This window comes from Nitrospirota bacterium, assembly GCA_016207885.1.
GTDB lineage: Bacteria > Nitrospirota > Thermodesulfovibrionia > UBA6902 > UBA6902 > JACQZG01.
In genome coordinates, this window is record JACQZE010000010.1 from 38677 (window position 1) to 56383 (window position 17707).

Below are 17707 nucleotides of genomic sequence, written 5' to 3' on the forward strand. Positions count from 1 at the left end.
TTTTTAGAGTGAATAATGGAAGAACATAACGTATTGATACAGGAGAGGCTCAGGAAGCTTCAGAAGCTTAAGGATTCAGGGATAGATCCTTACGGAGGCCCTTTTGCCGTAAAGGACAAGGCTGCGGATATCCATTCAGCCTATGCGGGTAAAAGCAAGGATGAACTGCTGCAGGAGGAGACCAATTGCACTATAGCTGGCCGCATCGTGGCGTTCAGGGGGTTCGGCAAGGCTGCCTTTGCCCACATACAGGATACGACAGGAAGGATACAGGTCTATTTTAAGAAGGAGGTTCTGGGTGAAAGTTATGACCTGCTGAAGAATATGGACATTGGCGATATAGCAGGTTTAAGCGGAACCCTCTTTAAAACGAAGACCGATGAACTTACTATAGAGGTGAAGAGCTTTTCCCTGCTCTGCAAATCACTGCGCCCCTTGCCTGAGAAATGGCACGGGCTTAAAGATATCGAGATAAGGTACAGGCAGCGGTATGTCGACCTTATCGTTAACCCTGCTGTGAAGGATGTCTTTATAAAGCGCAGCATGCTGATAAAGGCGCTCAGGGACTTTTTTGATTCCAGGGATTTCATAGAGGTTGAGACTCCGATGATGCATCAGATCCCCGGAGGGGCTGCTGCAAATCCGTTCATCACGCATCATAAAGCTTTAGGCATAGATCTTTATCTGAGGATCGCTCCGGAGCTTTATCTCAAGCGGCTCCTTGTCGGCGGGTATGACAGGGTATATGAGATAAATAAGAACTTCAGGAATGAGGGCATTTCAAAAAAACACAACCCTGAATTTACAATGCTTGAGTTTTATATATCTTATGCTGATTACAGATATCTTATGGACTTTACCGAAGAGCTGATCACTCTTCTCTGTAAAAAGGTCAATGGGGCTTTAAAGGTGCCGCATGGGGATGACGGCAGTGAGACGATAGACTTTACGCCTCCGTGGCCGAGGATGACTATTATGGAGGCGATGGAGAAGGAAGGCGTTGCTCCGGCAGTATTCAGCAGCATTGAGAAAGCCAGAGCTTTTGCATCTGCCAATAATATCGGTTTCGACAAGAATGCCTCGCATGGGAAGATATTAGATGAGATATTCAAAGAGAAGGTTGAGTGGAAGCTCATTCAGCCGACCTTTATAACAGACTATCCTGTTGAGCTCTCTCCGCTTGCAAAGAGAAAGAAAGAGAACCCTGACCTGGTGGAGAGGTTCGAGCTCTTTGTTGCAGGAAGGGAGATCGCAAATGCCTTTTCAGAACTCAATGACCCGGCCGACCAGAAGCAGAGGTTCCTTGAGCAGGTCGAGGCAAGAGAGAAGGGCGATGATGAGGCAAACCATATGGATGAGGATTATGTCCGGGCGCTTGAATACGGGATGCCGCCTGCCGCAGGAGAGGGGATCGGGATCGACAGGCTTCTCATGGTGCTGACAAACTCCCAGTCGATACGGGACGTGATACTATTCCCTCAGATGAAACCGGAACAGCAGCAAGGCCAGGAATAAAAAATAAGATTTCAATCTATATTTTATGAACCTTCCTTATCAGTTCTTCATAGCGATCCGCTACTTCAGAAGCAAGAAAAAGAGCCGGGGGATATCGTTAAACACTTTAATATCCATCGGAGGAGTTGCGTTAGGCGTAATGGCGCTGATAATCGTCCTTTCCGTCATGGAGGGATTTCAGAAGGATCTTCAGGAAAAGATACTCGGCGTCAATGCGCATATAGTTGTGCAGAGTTATGACGGCAGGATATCTGATCATGATTCCATGATGAAGACCATAAGGTCTGATGCTGATGTCGTGTCATCTTCCCCGTATATCTACGGCCAGGTCATGCTAAGGTCAGGCGACAGAGTGAACGGTGTTATCTTAAAGGGCATTGATCCGGCGCTTGAGGCGAAGACAACGGATGTGCTGAACAGCCTTAAAGAAGGGAGTTTGGCAGGCCTTAAGGAAGGCAGGGATGTTCCAGAGATAATAATAGGCATGGAGCTTCTCAGGACGCTTGGAGCATTTGTGGGCGATGAGATAGAGATGATATCGCCTGTAAGCGAGGTCGGGCCGCTCGGCATGATCCCCAGGATGAAGAAGTTCCGCATCGGCGGAGCCTTCAGGGTCGGGATGTTCGAGTATGATTCAGGACTTGCTTTTATCAATATCAAAGATGCGCAGAAGTTCCTCAGCTATGGAAGTTCGGTCACGGGAATAGAGGTGCGAGTCAATGATATTTATAAAGCTGAAGGGATAGCGGAAAGGATCGGCGATTCTCTCAACAGGCCGGGGACAGGGAATGCGGATGAAAGGATCCCTTCAATAAAGTATTATGCATGGGATTGGATACGTATGAACAGGAACCTTTTTTCAGCACTGAAGCTTGAGAAGATAGTGATGTTCATAATACTCACACTTGTGATACTCGTCGCATCGTTTAATATAGTCAGCAATCTGATAATGATCGTCATTGAAAAGTCGAGAGAGATAGCTATCCTGAAGGCTGTTGGCGCTACGTCCGCGGGTATCATGTTCATCTTCATGATCCACGGCCTGATCATCGGTCTTCTTGGCACTGCCTTTGGTGTTGCCGGAGGTTATATCGTATGCCAGATGCTTAAGACCTATAAGTTCATCAGCCTGCCTGCTGATGTCTACTATCTCAGCTATCTTCCTGTGAGGATGGAACTGTTTGATTTTCTTATCGTGCCTGCGGCAGCGATACTGATAAGTTTTCTTGCGACTATCTATCCTTCCTGGCAGGCTGCAAAGCTTCACCCTGTAGAACCGCTCAGGTATGAATAAAGATTTAAAGGAGGCAGCAATTGAGAATATTGATCAATGTCGGCCTGTTTATTTTTTTTCTGCTTGCAGTATGCGCAGTTCTCGCTTTTTGGAAGGGCGGGGATCCTTTCAGATGGCTGGGAGATAATATTGTAGTTTTAGGCAAGGCTGTCATCAGCATCGGAGACAGTGTTGATGAGTTTCTGCATAGAAGATAATTGATCCTGGATAGAGAGATGAAAATGGCTGTTGAACCACTGATAAAGATAAAAAATATATCTAAAACTTTTTCCGCGCCCGGCGGAGACCTGACTGTTTTAAAGGATGTCAGTTTTGAAGTGAAACGCGGCGAGATGGCCGCTATCATGGGCCCTTCAGGCGCAGGAAAGAGCACACTTCTTCATATACTCGGCGCGTTGGACAGGCCTACTTCAGGGAGCCTGCATTTCGAAGGGACTGACATGCTCTCACTTTCAAATGATGCATTAGCCGGATTCAGGAATAAAACCGTTGGTTTTGTATTTCAGTTTCACCATCTCCTGCCTGAGTTCAATACTATTGAAAATGTAATAATGCCTGCGCTCATCGCAGGGCTTAATCGTGAAGCAGCAAGGGGGAAAGCAGAAGAAGTTTTAAAATCCCTGGGCCTCTCCAAAAGGCTGCTACATAAGCCTGGAGAGCTTTCTGGTGGAGAGCAGCAGAGAGTTGCCGTTGCAAGAGCGCTCATGCTCGACCCGAAGGTTGTGCTTGCCGATGAGCCGACAGGCAATCTTGACACCCAGACCGGTGAGGAGTTATTCAATCTCTTAATTGAACTTAACAAAAAAGGCATCACATTCATTATCGTCACTCATAATGAGATCCTCGCTTCAAGATGCGGAAGGATTATTAATATGAGGGACGGTATTGTTGTTTGATCGTTATTCCTGAGTACCCCCTGCCCCGATATTTCCATCTGTGTTTATCTGTAATTAAAATAAAGCTTGACAAAAAAGATTATTTATAATTCAATGTTTAGTATATATCCATATATATAAGCCATATATCTATAATAACTGGTATTAATTATGATCCTTTATCTTGTGCGCCATGGAGATGCAAAAAGCAAAAATGAAGATCCCTCAAGGGGCCTTTCTGATAACGGGATTGTGGATGTTAAGAGGGTTGCAGGGCATCTTGCCGGGTTAAATGTGAGGGTGGAGAGGATATTTCACAGCGGTAAATTAAGGGCTATGCAGACTGCGCAGATAATGTCCGATGCTGTCGGGATTGATCATCCCATCACTGAAACAGACGGGCTTGCCCCTATGGATGACCCCGGGATATGGTATGAACGCATATGCGAGATGAAGTACGACGCTATGCTTGTAGGCCATCTGCCCTATTTGGGTATCCTTTCCGCATTGCTGCTTTCCGGGTCTCAGGATAACGGATTTGTGGAATTTGAGACGGGCGGGGTTGCCTGTTTTGAAAGGGCGGAGGATTGCAGATGGGAGCTGAAGTGGAAGACAGGGCCGGAGGAAATTAAATGATGACGATGCTAATAATATTAACAGCTTTGATTGCGGTTGTAATTATTTTATTGATTATTTTAATTACACGTAATCCTAATAAAAAAATGATGCAGATAGAAACTCAGTTATCATCTTTTGAGAAGAGCCAGGAGAGAACGGAGAGGGCATTAAGGGATGAGATAGCAAAGAACAGGGAAGAGACCACCAGCAATTCGAAACAATTGCGGGAAGAAATAGTGAATAGTATGACTAATATTGCAAACTTACAAAAAGACCAACTTGATATATTCTCAAAACAGCTTACTGCTTTGACGTCTTCTAACGAAGATAAGCTTTCTAAAATGAGAGAAACTATTGAAGCAAAACTGAAACTCATACAGGATGATAACACGAAGAAACTGGATCAAATGAGAGAGACTGTTGATGAAAAACTCCATGCCACACTTGAGAAGCGTTTAGGAGAATCTTTTAAGCAGGTTAGTGAAAGATTGGAACAGGTTCACAAAGGATTAGGGGAAATGCAGACACTTGCTGTTGGAGTCGGTGATTTGAAGAAGGTTTTATCGAATGTAAAAACCAGAGGCATATTGGGCGAAATTCAGCTTGGCAATATTTTGGAGCAGATACTTACGCCGGAGCAATATTCAAAAAATGTAGCCACCAAAAAAGGAAGCAGGGAAAATGTAGAGTTTGCGATTAAGCTTCCGGGGAAAGACGATTCAGGGGAAGTCGTTTATTTGCCTTTGGATTCAAAGTTCCCTCTTGAGAATTATCATGCATTAATTAATGCATATGAACATGGAGAGATTGCTGTAATTGACAGGTTTGTAAAGCTTCTTGAAGATGACATTAAAAAATGCGCCAAAGACATCCGTGATAAATATATTAATCCTCCCCAAACAACCGATTTCGGGATTTTATTTCTTCCGATTGAGGGACTTTACTCCGAGGTTGTCAGAAGACCTACGTTACTTGAAATCTTGCAAAGAGACTTTAAAATAATGATTGCGGGACCAACAACCTTATCCGCATTTTTAAATAGCCTACAAATGGGATTCAGAACATTGGTTATTGAGAAACGTTCAAGCGAAGTATGGAAGATTTTGGGAGCGGTTAAGGCAGAGTTTGGCAAGTTTGGTGCTATTCTTGAGAAGACACATAAACAGTTAAAAACAGCGAGCGATACAATAGAAGATGCAGCAAGAAAATCTCGCACTATTGAGACAAAATTAAGGAAAGTGCAGGAACTTCCTTCACAGGAGGCAGTTGAATTGATAGGTGACGTTGATGAAACTGAAAAAGATGGTGTAATTACATAAATCGCAAACCTTAATTAAACAAAGGAGGGCATCATGTCGGAGAAACTGAGTCATGAAGAGTTTATCAGAAAGGCTATTGTAAGTTTAAGGAAGGAGGGCTACAAGGGCATACACACTGTGTACTCAGGTTTCAACAACGCTTTCAAGAAGTATTTTGAGGGGGCCAATCCTGTTGATGAGACCAATAAGCTTGCAAAGGAAGGGAAGCTCGTCATCAGGCCTGTTAAGGGCGGGGTAATGCTCTATCTGCCTGAGGATGTCACACCTCAAAAGGACATTGGTGATGAGGCGCTCAAGAAGATGGGGCTTTAATTTAATATGTCTATCCGCCAGCAGACAGAAGATATAGAGAAACAGATTCTCCATCCAAAGGCCATGCTGAGTTCAAAGAGCAGGGGGAGGAAGAAGAAAGAGAGAGAAGGCGAGATCAGGACATGCTTTCAGAGGGACAGGGACAGGATCATTCACTCCAAGTCTTTTAGGAGGCTGAAGCACAAGACGCAGGTCTTTCTGGCTCCGAGAGGCGATCACTACAGGACGCGCCTTACCCACACACTCGAAGTTTCCCAGATAGCCCGGACAATTGCCAGAGCTCTCAGGCTCAATGAAGACCTGACCGAAGCTATCGCGCTTGGGCACGATCTCGGGCATACTCCTTTCGGGCATGCTGGAGAGGATGTATTGCGTGATATATATCCGGGTGGGTTCAAGCATTACAAACAGAGCCTCAGGGTTGTTGATGTCCTTGAACGCAACGGGCAGGGACTTAACCTCACTTATGAAGTCAGGGACGGCATAGTTAAGCACTCAAAGGGCAAGGGTGATATATTCTCACCCGGCAGTAAGAGCACGCTTGAAGGCCAGATAGTCAGGGTGTCGGATATAATCGCATATGTTAACCATGACCTTGATGATGCTGTGAGAGCCGGTGTCCTGAAACGTTCCAGCATTCCTTCAGGTTTTCTTAAGATAGGCGACACGCAGGCTAAAAGGATCAATACCATGGTGAAGGATCTGATATACTCATCGCTTGATTCAGATCTTGAATTTATCCAGATGAGCCCGGGCATTAACGATATCACTTATGCTCTAAGAGATTTTCTGTATGAAAATGTTTATGAAGGCGAGATAGCAAAAAAGGAGTTTAAAAAGGCACGAAAGATACTGCTTGACCTTTACGAATATTACATGGAGCATACAGAAGAGGTTTTTAATGAATATCCAAAAGATATAACCAGAAATAAAAAGAGAATGGTTTGTGATTTTATTGCCGGTATGACTGACAGGTTTGCCCTTATGATGTATGAGAAGCACTTTATGCCGCAGCCGTGGATGGTCTTTTGATATCACGGTTTCTTAAACCCGATTGTCTTGACAATGTCTGTATGTCCCCTTATAATTAAGAAAAAGTCTGGAGGATCAATATGACAAAAGCTGATTTAGCCGATAAAATATATGAAACAGTAGGCCTTTCCAAAAAAGAAGCTGCAGGTATTGTGGAACTTCTTTTTGATAACATGAAAAATATCCTTTCCGAAGGTGAGTCAATAAAGATAACCGGTTTTGGAACATTTCTTGTCAGAAAGAAAAGCGCCCGCAGAGGCAGAAACCCGAAGACCGGGGAAGAGATACAGATTGAACAGAGAAGAGTTGTAACTTTTAAGCCCAGCCTTCAGTTTAAATCCCTTGTTGAAAAGGTATAGATCTTATGGCGCCTTCAGTCCAGGGAGGGATGATTCCGGACAAGCTCTTCTATAAGATCGGCGAGGTGAGCAGCATCGCTGATATCGAGTCTTATGTATTGAGGTACTGGGAATCCGAGTTCCCTTTTCTCAATCCCAGGAAGAATAAGGCCGGCCAAAGAGTATATACCAGGAAAGATCTTGAAACGGTGCTCAAGATAAAGAACCTTTTATATAAAGAAAAATATACAATAGCCGGAGTAAAAAATAAGTTTGCCAAGCAGTCGGATGTGAAAAGTTCTGTATCGTTAGATACAATTCAGAGCGTTAAGAAGAAGCTTAAAGATATCCTTAAGACTCTAAAGTAAGACCTGGAAGTTTCTGTAGCACTATACCAGGCTGCAGTGCAGTAACGGTTATCAGACCCCATGTGTATGGGGTGACAGGAGTTCAGTTTTTTATCGGGGCGTGGCGCAGTCTGGTAGCGTACTAGTCTGGGGGACTAGGGGTCGGAGGTTCAAATCCTCTCGCCCCGACCATTAAACAGTAACATTGTTTATTATTAAATTTATTTTAATATCAAGCGGTTAGATGGCTTTTCTTTGTTTAATTATTTAAACCTTGGGTGGGCCATCCCCCCCTTTTTATTTCATGAGTAAAATGTTATAGTATTTACGTTACACCCCCATTAGAAAGAAGAGTTTTTTAGCGGGGATACTTCATGCCTCATTATTTTATAGAGTGGGTTCTCCCACTCTTTTGTTTTTTTGGAATATGAAATGGATATAAAGGAACTGGAAGATAAAGTGAAAAATATGATTGAGCCTGTTATTGACTCAATCGGGATTGAACTTGACCGTCTTTCGATCAGGAAGATGCATGGCAGCTACCTGATGAGGGTATTTATTGATAAGGACAATGGCATTACTATTGACGATTGTGAGAATGTCAGCCGGGAGGTGGAGGCGATTCTTGATGTGGAGGATCCGATTCCGGGCTCGTATGTCCTTGAGGTCTCTTCACCCGGGCTTGACAGGCCTTTAAAAGGAGCAAAAGACATTAGAAAACATATAGGCAAGACTGCAAGGGTTGTGATAAACAACCCTATAGATAAGCAGACTTTTTTTGTCGGGAAGATTGTACAGTGTGATGATATTGGGGTGGTATTGCTTTTGCCCAAGGATAAGGAAATAAAGATACCTTTTGAGAATATCTCGAAGGCAAGACTTGAAGTGGAGGTCTAATAATGAATCGTGAATTAATTCAGATAATCGAGCATATGAGCAAGGAGAGGGGGATTCCCAAAGAATCTATCATACTGACTCTCGAATCAGCTATCTTGTCTGCAGTAAGAAAGAAGATAGGATTGAAGCCTGAAATAGATATTAAGATAAATACAGAAAAGGGCGGAATTTCTATTAATGCGAAAAAGAAGGTAGTTAAAAAGGTTCTGTCGCCTGATGAGGAGATTTCTCTTAAGGATGCCAAAAAGATAGATCCTTCCAAAGAGATCGATGACGAGGTTGATACCCCTATATCTTTTGATAATTTTGATTTCGGAAGGATAGCGGCCCAGACAGCAAAACAGGTCCTGTTTCAGAGGGTGAAAGAGGCTGAGAAAGAGGCTATATTTGAGGAGTTCAAGAGCAAGGCCGGGCAGATCATCAGCGGTGTAGTTATACGCAGAGAAAAGGGTAACTATTATGTGACTCTTGGAAGAGCGGAAGCGACTCTTCCTCAAAAGTCAACATTGCCTTCAGAGACGCTCAAGAGGGGAGAAACTATTCGCGCCTATATAGAGGAAGTGAAAATTGTTAACAAGGCCCCGCTGATACTTCTTTCCAGGACACATCCGAGATTTGTTGCTGAACTCTTCAAGATGGAGATACCGGAGATTTACGACGGCCTTGTTGAGATAAGGGATATCGTGCGTGAGGCCGGAGACAGGACAAAACTGACTGTCATCTCGAAAAACTCCATGATAGACCCTGTCGGCGCCTGCGTAGGCATGAAAGGCACAAGGGTGCAGTCAATCGTCAGGGAGCTGAAGGGGGAGAGGATCGATATTATCCCCTGGACCGATGACCCTCGCACGCTGATACCCAAAGCGCTCAGCCCGGCTCATGTGGAAAGTATCGGCCTTGATGAAGAAGGTAAATCCGCCATGGTCGTTGTCAACGATCAGCAGCTGTCTATAGCTATAGGGAAAAAAGGACAGAACGTCAGGCTGGCATCTCAGCTGACCGGTTGGGAGATCGAGATAATCGGCGAGTCGGAATATAACAAGATGAGGTCGGGAAACACTGAATCTGAAGAACCCCGGAAGAATGAAGGAGAGTTCCAGGAGGAGCCAGCCTCTGAGGATGAAGAAAGCTAAGGGTTCAGGCGAGGCAAGCGATTCCGTATCTTTCCCGAAAATAACAAAAGATACCTCTGTCCAGTACCTTAAGGGCGTCGGCCCTGCACGTGCCAGGCTTTTTGAAAGGCTTCATCTGAAAACCATTGAAGATCTTTTGTTTCACTTCCCAAGACGGTATGAAGACAGAAGGAACCTCAGTAAAATATCTGGCCTCAAATACGGGAGCCATGAGACAACCGTAGGCCAAATAGTATCTGCAGGGATCGTCACAACCCGCAATAGAAGGATGAAGATATTTGAGGCCGCCCTCAGGGATGATTCCGGTATTCTTATCTGTAAATGGTTTAACCAGCCGTATCTCAAACAGTACCTGAAAGAAGGGTATGAGATTGTTGTCAGCGGCGTTGTAAAGGGCGGCAATAATGCGGCTACAGCCCTGATGGAGAATCCTGATTTTGAGCTGATCGGGAAAGAAGATAAATTCATTCATACCTCCAGGATAGTGCCTTTTCATAACGCCACAGAAGGACTTAAACCAAAACAGCTTCGAATCTTGATCTTTCATACTATCGAGCAACATCTTGATATAGTGCAGGATTATCTTCCCACTGATATTCTGGAACGGAACGGATTAAAGCCCCTCCCCTGGAGCATTAAAGAGGCGCACTTTCCTGAAGAGATATCTGATATAAGTGAGTTAAACAGGGGTATGAGCCCTGCGCACAGGCGGCTTATCTTTGATGAATTTTTTCTGCTCGAACTCGGCCTTGCCCTTAACAAGAAAAAGATGACGATAGAGAAGGGCATAAGTTTTAAAGGCAGGAGTGATCTCGTCACTCGTTTTATAAATGGGCTTTCATTTAAGCTTACCGGCGCTCAGAAGAGAGTGATAGAGCAGGTAAGTTTTGATATGGAGAAGGATGTTCCAATGAACCGTCTTCTTCATGGTGATGTGGGCTGCGGAAAGACTGTTGTTGCTCTTGTTGCCATGCTTATCGCGGTTGACAACGGTTATCAGGCATGCCTGATGTCGCCGACCGAGCTTCTTGCAGAACAGCATTACATAAACATTAAAAAGATGGCAGAGGGGCTTGGCCTGAATATCGCGCTTCTGACATCAAGCAGCAAAGGCGGGCCTTGTGAGGATATCTCAAGCGGGGCTGCACAGGTAGTGATCGGAACTCATTCACTTATTCAGGAAGCTGTGGAGTTCAAGGCGCTTGGCCTTGCCGTTATAGATGAACAGCACAGGTTCGGTGTTGTTCAGAGGGCGGATTTGAGGCGTAAAGGGAATAACCCTGATATACTCATCATGACCGCAACCCCGATACCCAGAACACTTGCATTGACGCTTTACGGTGACCTTGATATCTCTATAATTGATGAACTTCCTTCAGGCAGAAAGCCAATTATGACAAAGATATTGTTCCCTTCCCAGAGAGATGATGTTTACTCCCGTATTGAGACAGAGATATCAAAGGGCAGGCAGGCATATATAGTTTATCCTTTGATCGAGGGATCTGAGAAGTCAGACCTCAAATCAGCCATAGATGGCGCAGAGGCGCTCAAAAAGAAATTTCCTGATAAAAGGATAGGCCTTGTTCATGGCAAGATTGACCGCAATGAGAGAGAGTCTGTAATGGAGAGCTTCAAATCCGGAGAGATAGACATACTTGTTTCAACCACTGTTATTGAAGTAGGTATAGATGTGCCGAATGCCTCCCTCATGCTTATCGTCCATGCGGAAAGGTTCGGGCTTGCGCAATTGCATCAACTAAGGGGAAGGATCGGCAGGGGTGGCTATGAGTCATACTGCCTGCTGCTGGCTTACCCTCCATGCAGTGATGATGCAAAGAGACGCCTTAAGGTGATGGAGGCAACCGGTGACGGCTTCAGGATAGCTGAGGAGGACCTTGCAATAAGAGGCCCTGGAGAATTTTTCGGCACAAAGCAGTCGGGCATCCCGGAATTGCAGATTGCTGATATAATAAGGGACATTGGAATTCTCGAGATAGCGCGGAGAGAGGCGTTTGATCTTGCAGATGCCGACCCCGGGCTGAACCTGCACCCTTTACTTAAGGAAACTTTGGACAAGAGATGGGCGGGAAGATTAGAACTGGTTAAAAGCTGAAGGTGAAAAGTTTATAATTGCTGGTTCGTTAAATCTTCACTTCTGACTCTTGACATTCAACTCTTTTGGAGGATATATGATGATAGAAAAGATAAGAAAGAGTTTTAATGACGGAGTAGCGAATCTCAGGTGGCTGGCTAATTTCCTTGCAGAGCGTACAAGAGCTGAAACATCCATATTTAAACTGCGCTATGAAAGCAGCAAACTTGAGAACAGGATTGATGAACTTTACAGAGATGTCGGCAAGAGGGTGCTGGAGATCAAGGAGAAGGAGGAAAAGGATGTTTTTAAGGATTTCATTATCCTCCAGACGATTGATGAGATAAAGGCGCTGAGGAAAGAGATCGATGATTACAGCGGGAAGGAAGAGGAGTTTAAAAAGATCACATAATGATAATGTATATTATTTTTTTCATATACGGCCTCCTGGTAGGTTCTTTTCTTAATGTTTGTATCTACCGCATTCCTATGGGGTTATCTATAGTAAGGCCTGGCTCACTCTGTCCTTCATGCGGCAATCCTGTGAAGTTCTATGACAATATCCCTGTTTTAGGTTATATATTCCTCGGCGGGAAATGCAGGGCGTGTAAGGCAGGCATTTCTTCAAGGTATCCGCTTGTTGAGTTTCTCAATGCTGTGTTATACATTATTCTTGTAAGCAGATTCGGAACCGGTTCAGTTCCGGCGCTGATAGTTTATTGCGCCCTTCTTTCAGCTCTTGTTGTTATTACATTCATTGATATTGACTACCAGATCATCCCGGATGTGATAAGCCTTTCAGGTATTCCTCTCGGGCTTCTTTTCGGGGCGACCTTGCTTCCGGACCCTTTTTTAAGAACAGAACTTTTGGGGTTTAAAACTTCTTTCATCGGATTTCTTGCAGGCGGGGCCGGATTCTATATGATAGCCGTTTTAGGAAAGCTTGCATTCAGAAAGGATGCGATGGGCGGCGGAGATATAAAGCTTATGGGCATGATAGGAGGTTTCCTCGGGTGGAAGGGGGTGATCCTTACTACTTTTTTAGGGAGCCTCTTCGGCGCAGTTATAGGGATAGCCCTGATCGTATGGAAAGGCAGGGAGTGGGGAGCGCAGATACCGTTTGGCCCATACCTCGCGCTCGGAGCTGTTGCCAGCCTCTTCTGGGGGCAGGAGATATTGGCCTGGTACGGAGTTTTTTAGTAGGCTATATTTCCCGCTTTCCTGCAATAGAAATGTCCGGTTCTTGCCATTTTAACCCTTCAAAGCCCGTATCCTTGTCAGATCTATTTAAAATCCTAATGATCTCATAGGATAAACGCATTATTGGTTTTGAATATGTATAATAAAAAAATAATTATCCTTACTTATCTAAGCATTCACCCCACAGATCTTTGTTGTGGCTGAGAAAGTAATAATATGGAGTGAAAAACGCTATGTTAACTATCAAAGATGTATTGCAGTCAAAAAGTTCAGCTATCTGGTCAGTCTGTCCTGACGATTCCGCTTATAAGACAATGGAACTAATGGCGGAGAAAAATATAGGGGTATTGGTAGTCATTGATGGAGATAATGTTGTCGGTATAGTCTCTGAGAGAGATTTGGCCAGAAAAATAATCTTAAAAGAGCTGTCTTCCAAAAAAGTTTCTGTCAAAAAAATAATGACAAAGGACATATACTGCATCACTCCTGATAAGTCTGTTGAAGAGTGTATGGGTGTCATGACAACCGCTCATATCCGCCATATGCCCGTCTTTGAAAATAAGAGGCTGATAGGTGTCATAACCTTCGGCGATATTGCCAACGCGCTGCTTGTTGAACAGGAGATAAAGATACAGGATCTGGAGAGCTACTTCTCTTGCTGCGATTCCGTATCATTCGATCATGATGTTTGATCTGCATTACGGTTGCGTTGCAGTCAGGCAATTCAACTAACTCTCAGGTTTTTCCTCTCTGCTGTTATACTATCTGTCTTATGGCTGATTATAAAGTTAAAACAAAGAGCAGTCTGGTTGATTTTCTGGCTGATGCCGGATTCACGAGAACCAAGGTGAAGCAGCTGCTTAAACACAGGGCCATTGAAGTGAATGGAAAGGCGGCCAAGGTGCTCAGCCGTCTTTTGCTTGAGGGAGATACAGTTTCGATAAGTAAAGAGAGAAAAGAAAAGAAAGAGATAAAAATGGTTCCTCCAATGGGTATCAAGGTCATTTATGAGGACGATGATCTCATAGTCATAGAAAAGCCCGCCGGCCTGCTGACAATAGCCTCTGAGGCAGAAAAGATTAAGACTGCGTATTATCAGCTGAACGAATTCTTTAAGATGAGGGCTCCGGGAACAAATGAAAGGTTATTTATTGTTCACCGTCTGGACCGGGATACATCAGGCCTTATCGTCTTTGCAAAGAATGAGAAGACCAAAAGGATACTCCAGGGGAACTGGGATCAGGTTGATAAACGGTATTACGCTATAGTTGAAGGCAAGCCCGTGAAAGAAGAGTCTGAGATCAGAAGCAGGCTGAGCGAGACCAAATCGCTTAAGGTATATAGTACCCGGCATTCGGATGATGGAAAACTTGCTATAACAAAGTACCGGGTACTAAAGAAAGGATCCGAGTATTCTCTTCTTGAAATACTGCTTGAAACAGGACGTAAGAACCAGATACGCGTTCATCTTTCTGATATCGGCCATCCTGTGGCCGGCGATAAAAAATACGGGGCAAAGACAAATCCTTTCAGCCGTCTCGGGCTGCATGCCTGCCTCCTTTCATTTAAACACCCGGCTACCGGGATCCTATTACGTTTTGAGAGTAAACTTCCGGCTGTGTTCGGTAAGTTCAACTGAAAATCATATCAGGTATGAGGCCTGCCCCCGCCAAATGACAACAAAGCAAAACATTGAACTTAATGGCCAGTTCCTTCATGCCCTCCGTATCATTGAAGATTCTGACATGAATGTCTTTATCACAGGAAGGGCGGGCACGGGCAAGTCTACCTTGCTTCAGTATTTCAGGGAATCCACGAAAAAGAATATCGCAGTACTTGCGCCGACCGGCGTTGCGGCAGTAAACGTCAAGGGGCAGACGATCCATTCATTCTTCAATTTCAGGATAGATGTTACCCCTGACACGGCCGGCAGGATAAAGCCGAGGGATAAAGAGATATACAAGAAGCTGGATGTTATTGTTATTGATGAAATATCAATGGTGAGGGCTGACCTGCTGGACTGTGTTGATATATTCCTTAGAAAACACGGCAGGAAAAAGTCACTTCCGTTCGGCGGGATACAGATGATATTTATCGGGGACCTTTATCAGCTGCCGCCTGTTGTGACGTCAAGAGAAAGGGCTCTTTTTACGGATTACTACAAGAGCCCTTATTTCTTCAGCGCCAGGGTCTTTGATGATGACCTTTTCTCAAAGATGTCTGCTAAGAGTGCGCCTTTTGAAATGAACTTCATTGAGCTTGAAAAGGTCTACCGCCAGAAAGATCAGAAGTTTCTGGATATCCTCAACAGTATCAGAAATGATACTGTCACTGATGATGATATTGCAGAAATAAACAAGAGATATGATCCTGGTTTTGCCGAACCTCCCGGTGATTTTTATATTTACCTCACAACGACAAATGCCCTTGCGGAAAAGATCAACATGATCAAGCTTGCGGCATTGAAAGGCAAAGAACTTAATTATAAGGGCATTGTAAACGGGGATTTTGAAGGCAGAACCCTTCCCACAGCCTTGGATCTTACGATTAAAGAAGGTTCACAGGTAATGCTCCTCAACAATGACTCACTCGGCCGCTGGATAAACGGAAGTATCGGCAGGATAGTACAGGTTGAGGAAGTCGGGGATGCTGCTGATGTCATGTGGGTGGAACTCTCTGACGGCGAGGTTGTGGATGTTACACCCTACAAATGGGAGATGTACGAATTCTCATATGATAAAAAGACCTCCAGGATATTGTCTGAGAACATCGGTTCCTTTACTCAATATCCTCTCAGGCTCGCATGGGCGGTGACCATCCACAAATGTCAGGGCATGACTTTTGATAAAGTGATAATAGACGTCGGAAGCGGCACATTTTCTCACGGACAGCTTTATGTCGCATTGAGCCGGTGCACTACATTTAACGGGCTTGTACTGAAAAGATTAATCAATAAAAAAAATATCCTGCTCGACAGAAGGATCGTGGATTTTGTTACACGGTATCAGTATAAAGAGGCAGAAAAGCATCTCTCGATCGAAGAGAGGTTTGCCATCATTGAGAATGCGATACTGTGGAAGAAAAAACTTGAGATAATATACCTGAAGACAAAAGATGAAAAATCAAAGAGAACTATCATCCCTGTATATGCCGGAGAGATGGAATATAAAGGCAGGAAATTTCCCGGCCTTAAGGCATTCTGCACCATTGCAAAGGGGGAGCGGGTATTTCACATGGAAAGGATACTTGATATGGAGATGGTTGACTGATATACAGAATTGCAACTGATTTAGTGCCGGGCTTATTCTATTATAGATGCTGTAATTTCCTGCGTATCAGAGGCAGAAGACGGCAGGCCTGCTGTTAACTCCATAAAGCTTTTTGAGAGGATCTTCCTTGCGCTCGCATCACGCACATTTCTGTCAGCAGATCCAAAAATTACCGCAATGACCCGTTCCCCATTTTTAGATACTGTTGCAGCAATGGAGAATCCGGCAGCCCTGAAGTATCCTGTTTTGAAGCCGTCACAGCCCTCAAAACTTCCGACAAGATGATTGTGGTTTCGCATAACAAGCGGTTTTGGACTGTCTGTGCGGAAAAGGCGCTCTTTTGTTGAAGTATATCTCAAGGCTTCCGGATGGTTAAGCAGTTCCAGGCATAACTTTGTTATATCCCGCGGGGTAGAAACATCCGGCTTGCCTTTGTCAGGAGGGAGGCCGTTCACAGTGGTAAAGGTGGTATCGGTCATGCCGAGTTCCTGCGCCCGCTTGTTCATGATAGCGATAAATTTGTCCTTGTTCCCTGTGTAATGAAGCGCAAGCGCAAGCGCCGCATCATTTGCTGACGGAATCATGAGGGCATAGATCAGGTCGTCCACAGTATGCACTTCGCGTTCTTTCAAATATACCTGTGATCCTCCGACCTTTGCTACTTCTGCTGATATAGTGACTTTGTCCTGAAGAGTTATATGTTTTGCTTCTATAGCCTCTAAAATAACAAGAAGGTTCATCATCTTGACCATACTCGCAGGGTAGCCCTTAACATCCGGATTGTCCTCAAAAAGCACTTTGCTTGTAGCGGCATCAATTGCGATAGCGCCTAAATATGGATTTTTTGATATTTTTTGTAAACCAGACTTGAGTGCTTTTGTTTTGGCTTTCCTGGTCGTCTGTTTTTTCTTGATGGTTGTGGTATTTTTCTTGGCGGCGTATGTTGAAGGTATCGGTATTGTGCATAGAAACGCAACAATAAGAAATGCAGAGATAAATAATAATAATGAATGTTTTTTCATAGGCATTGTCTTTAACTTTTATTATTATATGAATTATGGAGTAATTAGACAAGATTTTTTTTAACATGAATAATATTTTCACCACCCAAGCATCAATGTGATTTGCAGAAGGCCCATGTCGGTTAATAAAAAAATAATCTTTAACCAGCGCTCCGCAATAGAAAATATATCAAAGTTAATAAAAACAGATCAGGCAAAATCAATGAGGAATTCATCAGGTTTTCATATGCCTTTTTTTCTGTAATAAATCCTCAAATAGGGAATGCTCTCCATATGGTTTCAGATCTGCTTGAGTTAACCCATTGATTTTTATAATTCTTTAATATGGCATAAATTTTGCTTTACAGTGGTAAACTGTAAAATTAGATATGATTGTCAAATTAAATAAGGGGAGGTGAGAATGAGCAAGTAAAACAAGGTGGAACTGTAGTAAAATTAGAAGTA

General features: G+C 43.9%; 19 protein-coding genes and 1 tRNA gene. 19 read left to right on the top strand and 1 reads right to left on the bottom strand.

The window, feature by feature from the left end; all coding sequences use genetic code 11:
- The first annotated feature begins 15 nt into the window (after positions 1-15).
- The 19 genes from lysS to HY807_07335 all read left to right on the top strand — a co-directional run bounded on the left by lysS (position 16) and on the right by HY807_07335 (position 16241).
- Positions 16-1515, top strand: coding sequence for a lysine--tRNA ligase (gene lysS / locus HY807_07245; protein MBI4826202.1), 1500 nt, complete (start codon positions 16-18; stop codon positions 1513-1515).
- Between the two features lie 25 nt (positions 1516-1540).
- The gene (locus HY807_07250; GenBank protein MBI4826203.1) at positions 1541-2809 is read left to right on the top strand and encodes a lipoprotein-releasing ABC transporter permease subunit; all 1269 of its coding nucleotides are present in this window, start codon (positions 1541-1543) and stop codon (positions 2807-2809) included.
- A 20-nt stretch (positions 2810-2829) separates the two neighbouring features.
- Entirely contained in the window at positions 2830-3006 is a 177-nt protein-coding gene (locus HY807_07255; GenBank protein ID MBI4826204.1) for a hypothetical protein, read from the top strand.
- 24 nt (positions 3007-3030) lie between these two features.
- A complete protein-coding gene (locus tag HY807_07260; GenBank protein MBI4826205.1) occupies positions 3031-3705 on the top strand; it encodes an ABC transporter ATP-binding protein in 675 nt (224 codons plus the stop codon).
- 150 nt (positions 3706-3855) lie between these two features.
- Positions 3856-4320: a phosphohistidine phosphatase SixA gene (gene sixA, locus HY807_07265; protein ID MBI4826206.1), complete on the top strand. Its 465-nt coding sequence runs from the start codon at positions 3856-3858 to the stop codon at positions 4318-4320.
- Positions 4320-5621, top strand: a complete 1302-nt coding sequence (rmuC, locus tag HY807_07270) for a DNA recombination protein RmuC (protein ID MBI4826207.1) — start codon at positions 4320-4322, stop codon at positions 5619-5621. The genes sixA and rmuC overlap by 1 nt, the downstream gene beginning before the upstream one ends.
- A 33-nt stretch (positions 5622-5654) precedes the next feature.
- Positions 5655-5933, top strand: coding sequence for a hypothetical protein (locus HY807_07275; protein MBI4826208.1), 279 nt, complete (start codon positions 5655-5657; stop codon positions 5931-5933).
- A 6-nt stretch (positions 5934-5939) separates the two neighbouring features.
- On the top strand, positions 5940-6965 hold the full coding sequence (locus tag HY807_07280; GenBank protein MBI4826209.1) for a deoxyguanosinetriphosphate triphosphohydrolase: 1026 nt from the start codon (positions 5940-5942) through the stop codon (positions 6963-6965).
- An 80-nt stretch (positions 6966-7045) separates the two neighbouring features.
- Positions 7046-7324 carry an integration host factor subunit alpha gene (locus HY807_07285; GenBank protein ID MBI4826210.1) on the top strand — a complete coding sequence of 93 codons (279 nt, stop codon included), beginning with the start codon at positions 7046-7048 and terminating at the stop codon, positions 7322-7324.
- A gap of 29 nt (positions 7325-7353) precedes the next feature.
- Complete coding sequence (locus HY807_07290) at positions 7354-7671, top strand: MerR family transcriptional regulator (GenBank protein MBI4826211.1); 318 nt, start codon at positions 7354-7356, stop codon at positions 7669-7671.
- Positions 7672-7765: 94 nt separating this feature from the next.
- Positions 7766-7842: transfer RNA gene (locus HY807_07295), tRNA-Pro, on the top strand.
- A 240-nt stretch (positions 7843-8082) separates the two neighbouring features.
- Complete coding sequence (locus tag HY807_07300) at positions 8083-8547, top strand: ribosome maturation factor RimP (GenBank protein ID MBI4826212.1); 465 nt, start codon at positions 8083-8085, stop codon at positions 8545-8547.
- A 2-nt stretch (positions 8548-8549) separates the two neighbouring features.
- Entirely contained in the window at positions 8550-9680 is a 1131-nt protein-coding gene (gene nusA / locus HY807_07305; protein ID MBI4826213.1) for a transcription termination/antitermination protein NusA, read from the top strand.
- Entirely contained in the window at positions 9667-11793 is a 2127-nt protein-coding gene (recG, locus tag HY807_07310; protein MBI4826214.1) for an ATP-dependent DNA helicase RecG, read from the top strand. Before nusA ends, recG begins: the two co-directional genes overlap by 14 nt.
- A 76-nt stretch (positions 11794-11869) precedes the next feature.
- The gene (locus tag HY807_07315) at positions 11870-12184 is read left to right on the top strand and encodes a hypothetical protein (GenBank protein ID MBI4826215.1); all 315 of its coding nucleotides are present in this window, start codon (positions 11870-11872) and stop codon (positions 12182-12184) included.
- Positions 12184-12972 (top strand): prepilin peptidase, encoded by a 789-nt coding sequence (locus tag HY807_07320; protein ID MBI4826216.1) that lies wholly within the window; start codon positions 12184-12186, stop codon positions 12970-12972. The genes HY807_07315 and HY807_07320 overlap by 1 nt, the downstream gene beginning before the upstream one ends.
- 233 nt (positions 12973-13205) lie before the next feature.
- Positions 13206-13664 (top strand): CBS domain-containing protein, encoded by a 459-nt coding sequence (locus tag HY807_07325; protein ID MBI4826217.1) that lies wholly within the window; start codon positions 13206-13208, stop codon positions 13662-13664.
- 80 nt (positions 13665-13744) lie between these two features.
- Complete coding sequence (locus HY807_07330; protein MBI4826218.1) at positions 13745-14611, top strand: RluA family pseudouridine synthase; 867 nt, start codon at positions 13745-13747, stop codon at positions 14609-14611.
- Between the two features lie 34 nt (positions 14612-14645).
- Entirely contained in the window at positions 14646-16241 is a 1596-nt protein-coding gene (locus HY807_07335; GenBank protein MBI4826219.1) for an AAA family ATPase, read from the top strand.
- A gap of 32 nt (positions 16242-16273) precedes the next feature.
- Here the strand turns inward: HY807_07335 and HY807_07340 are convergent, their stop codons facing one another.
- The gene (locus HY807_07340; protein MBI4826220.1) at positions 16274-17263 is read right to left on the bottom strand and encodes a D-alanyl-D-alanine carboxypeptidase; all 990 of its coding nucleotides are present in this window, start codon (positions 17261-17263) and stop codon (positions 16274-16276) included.
- Positions 17264-17707: the final 444 nt, after the last annotated feature.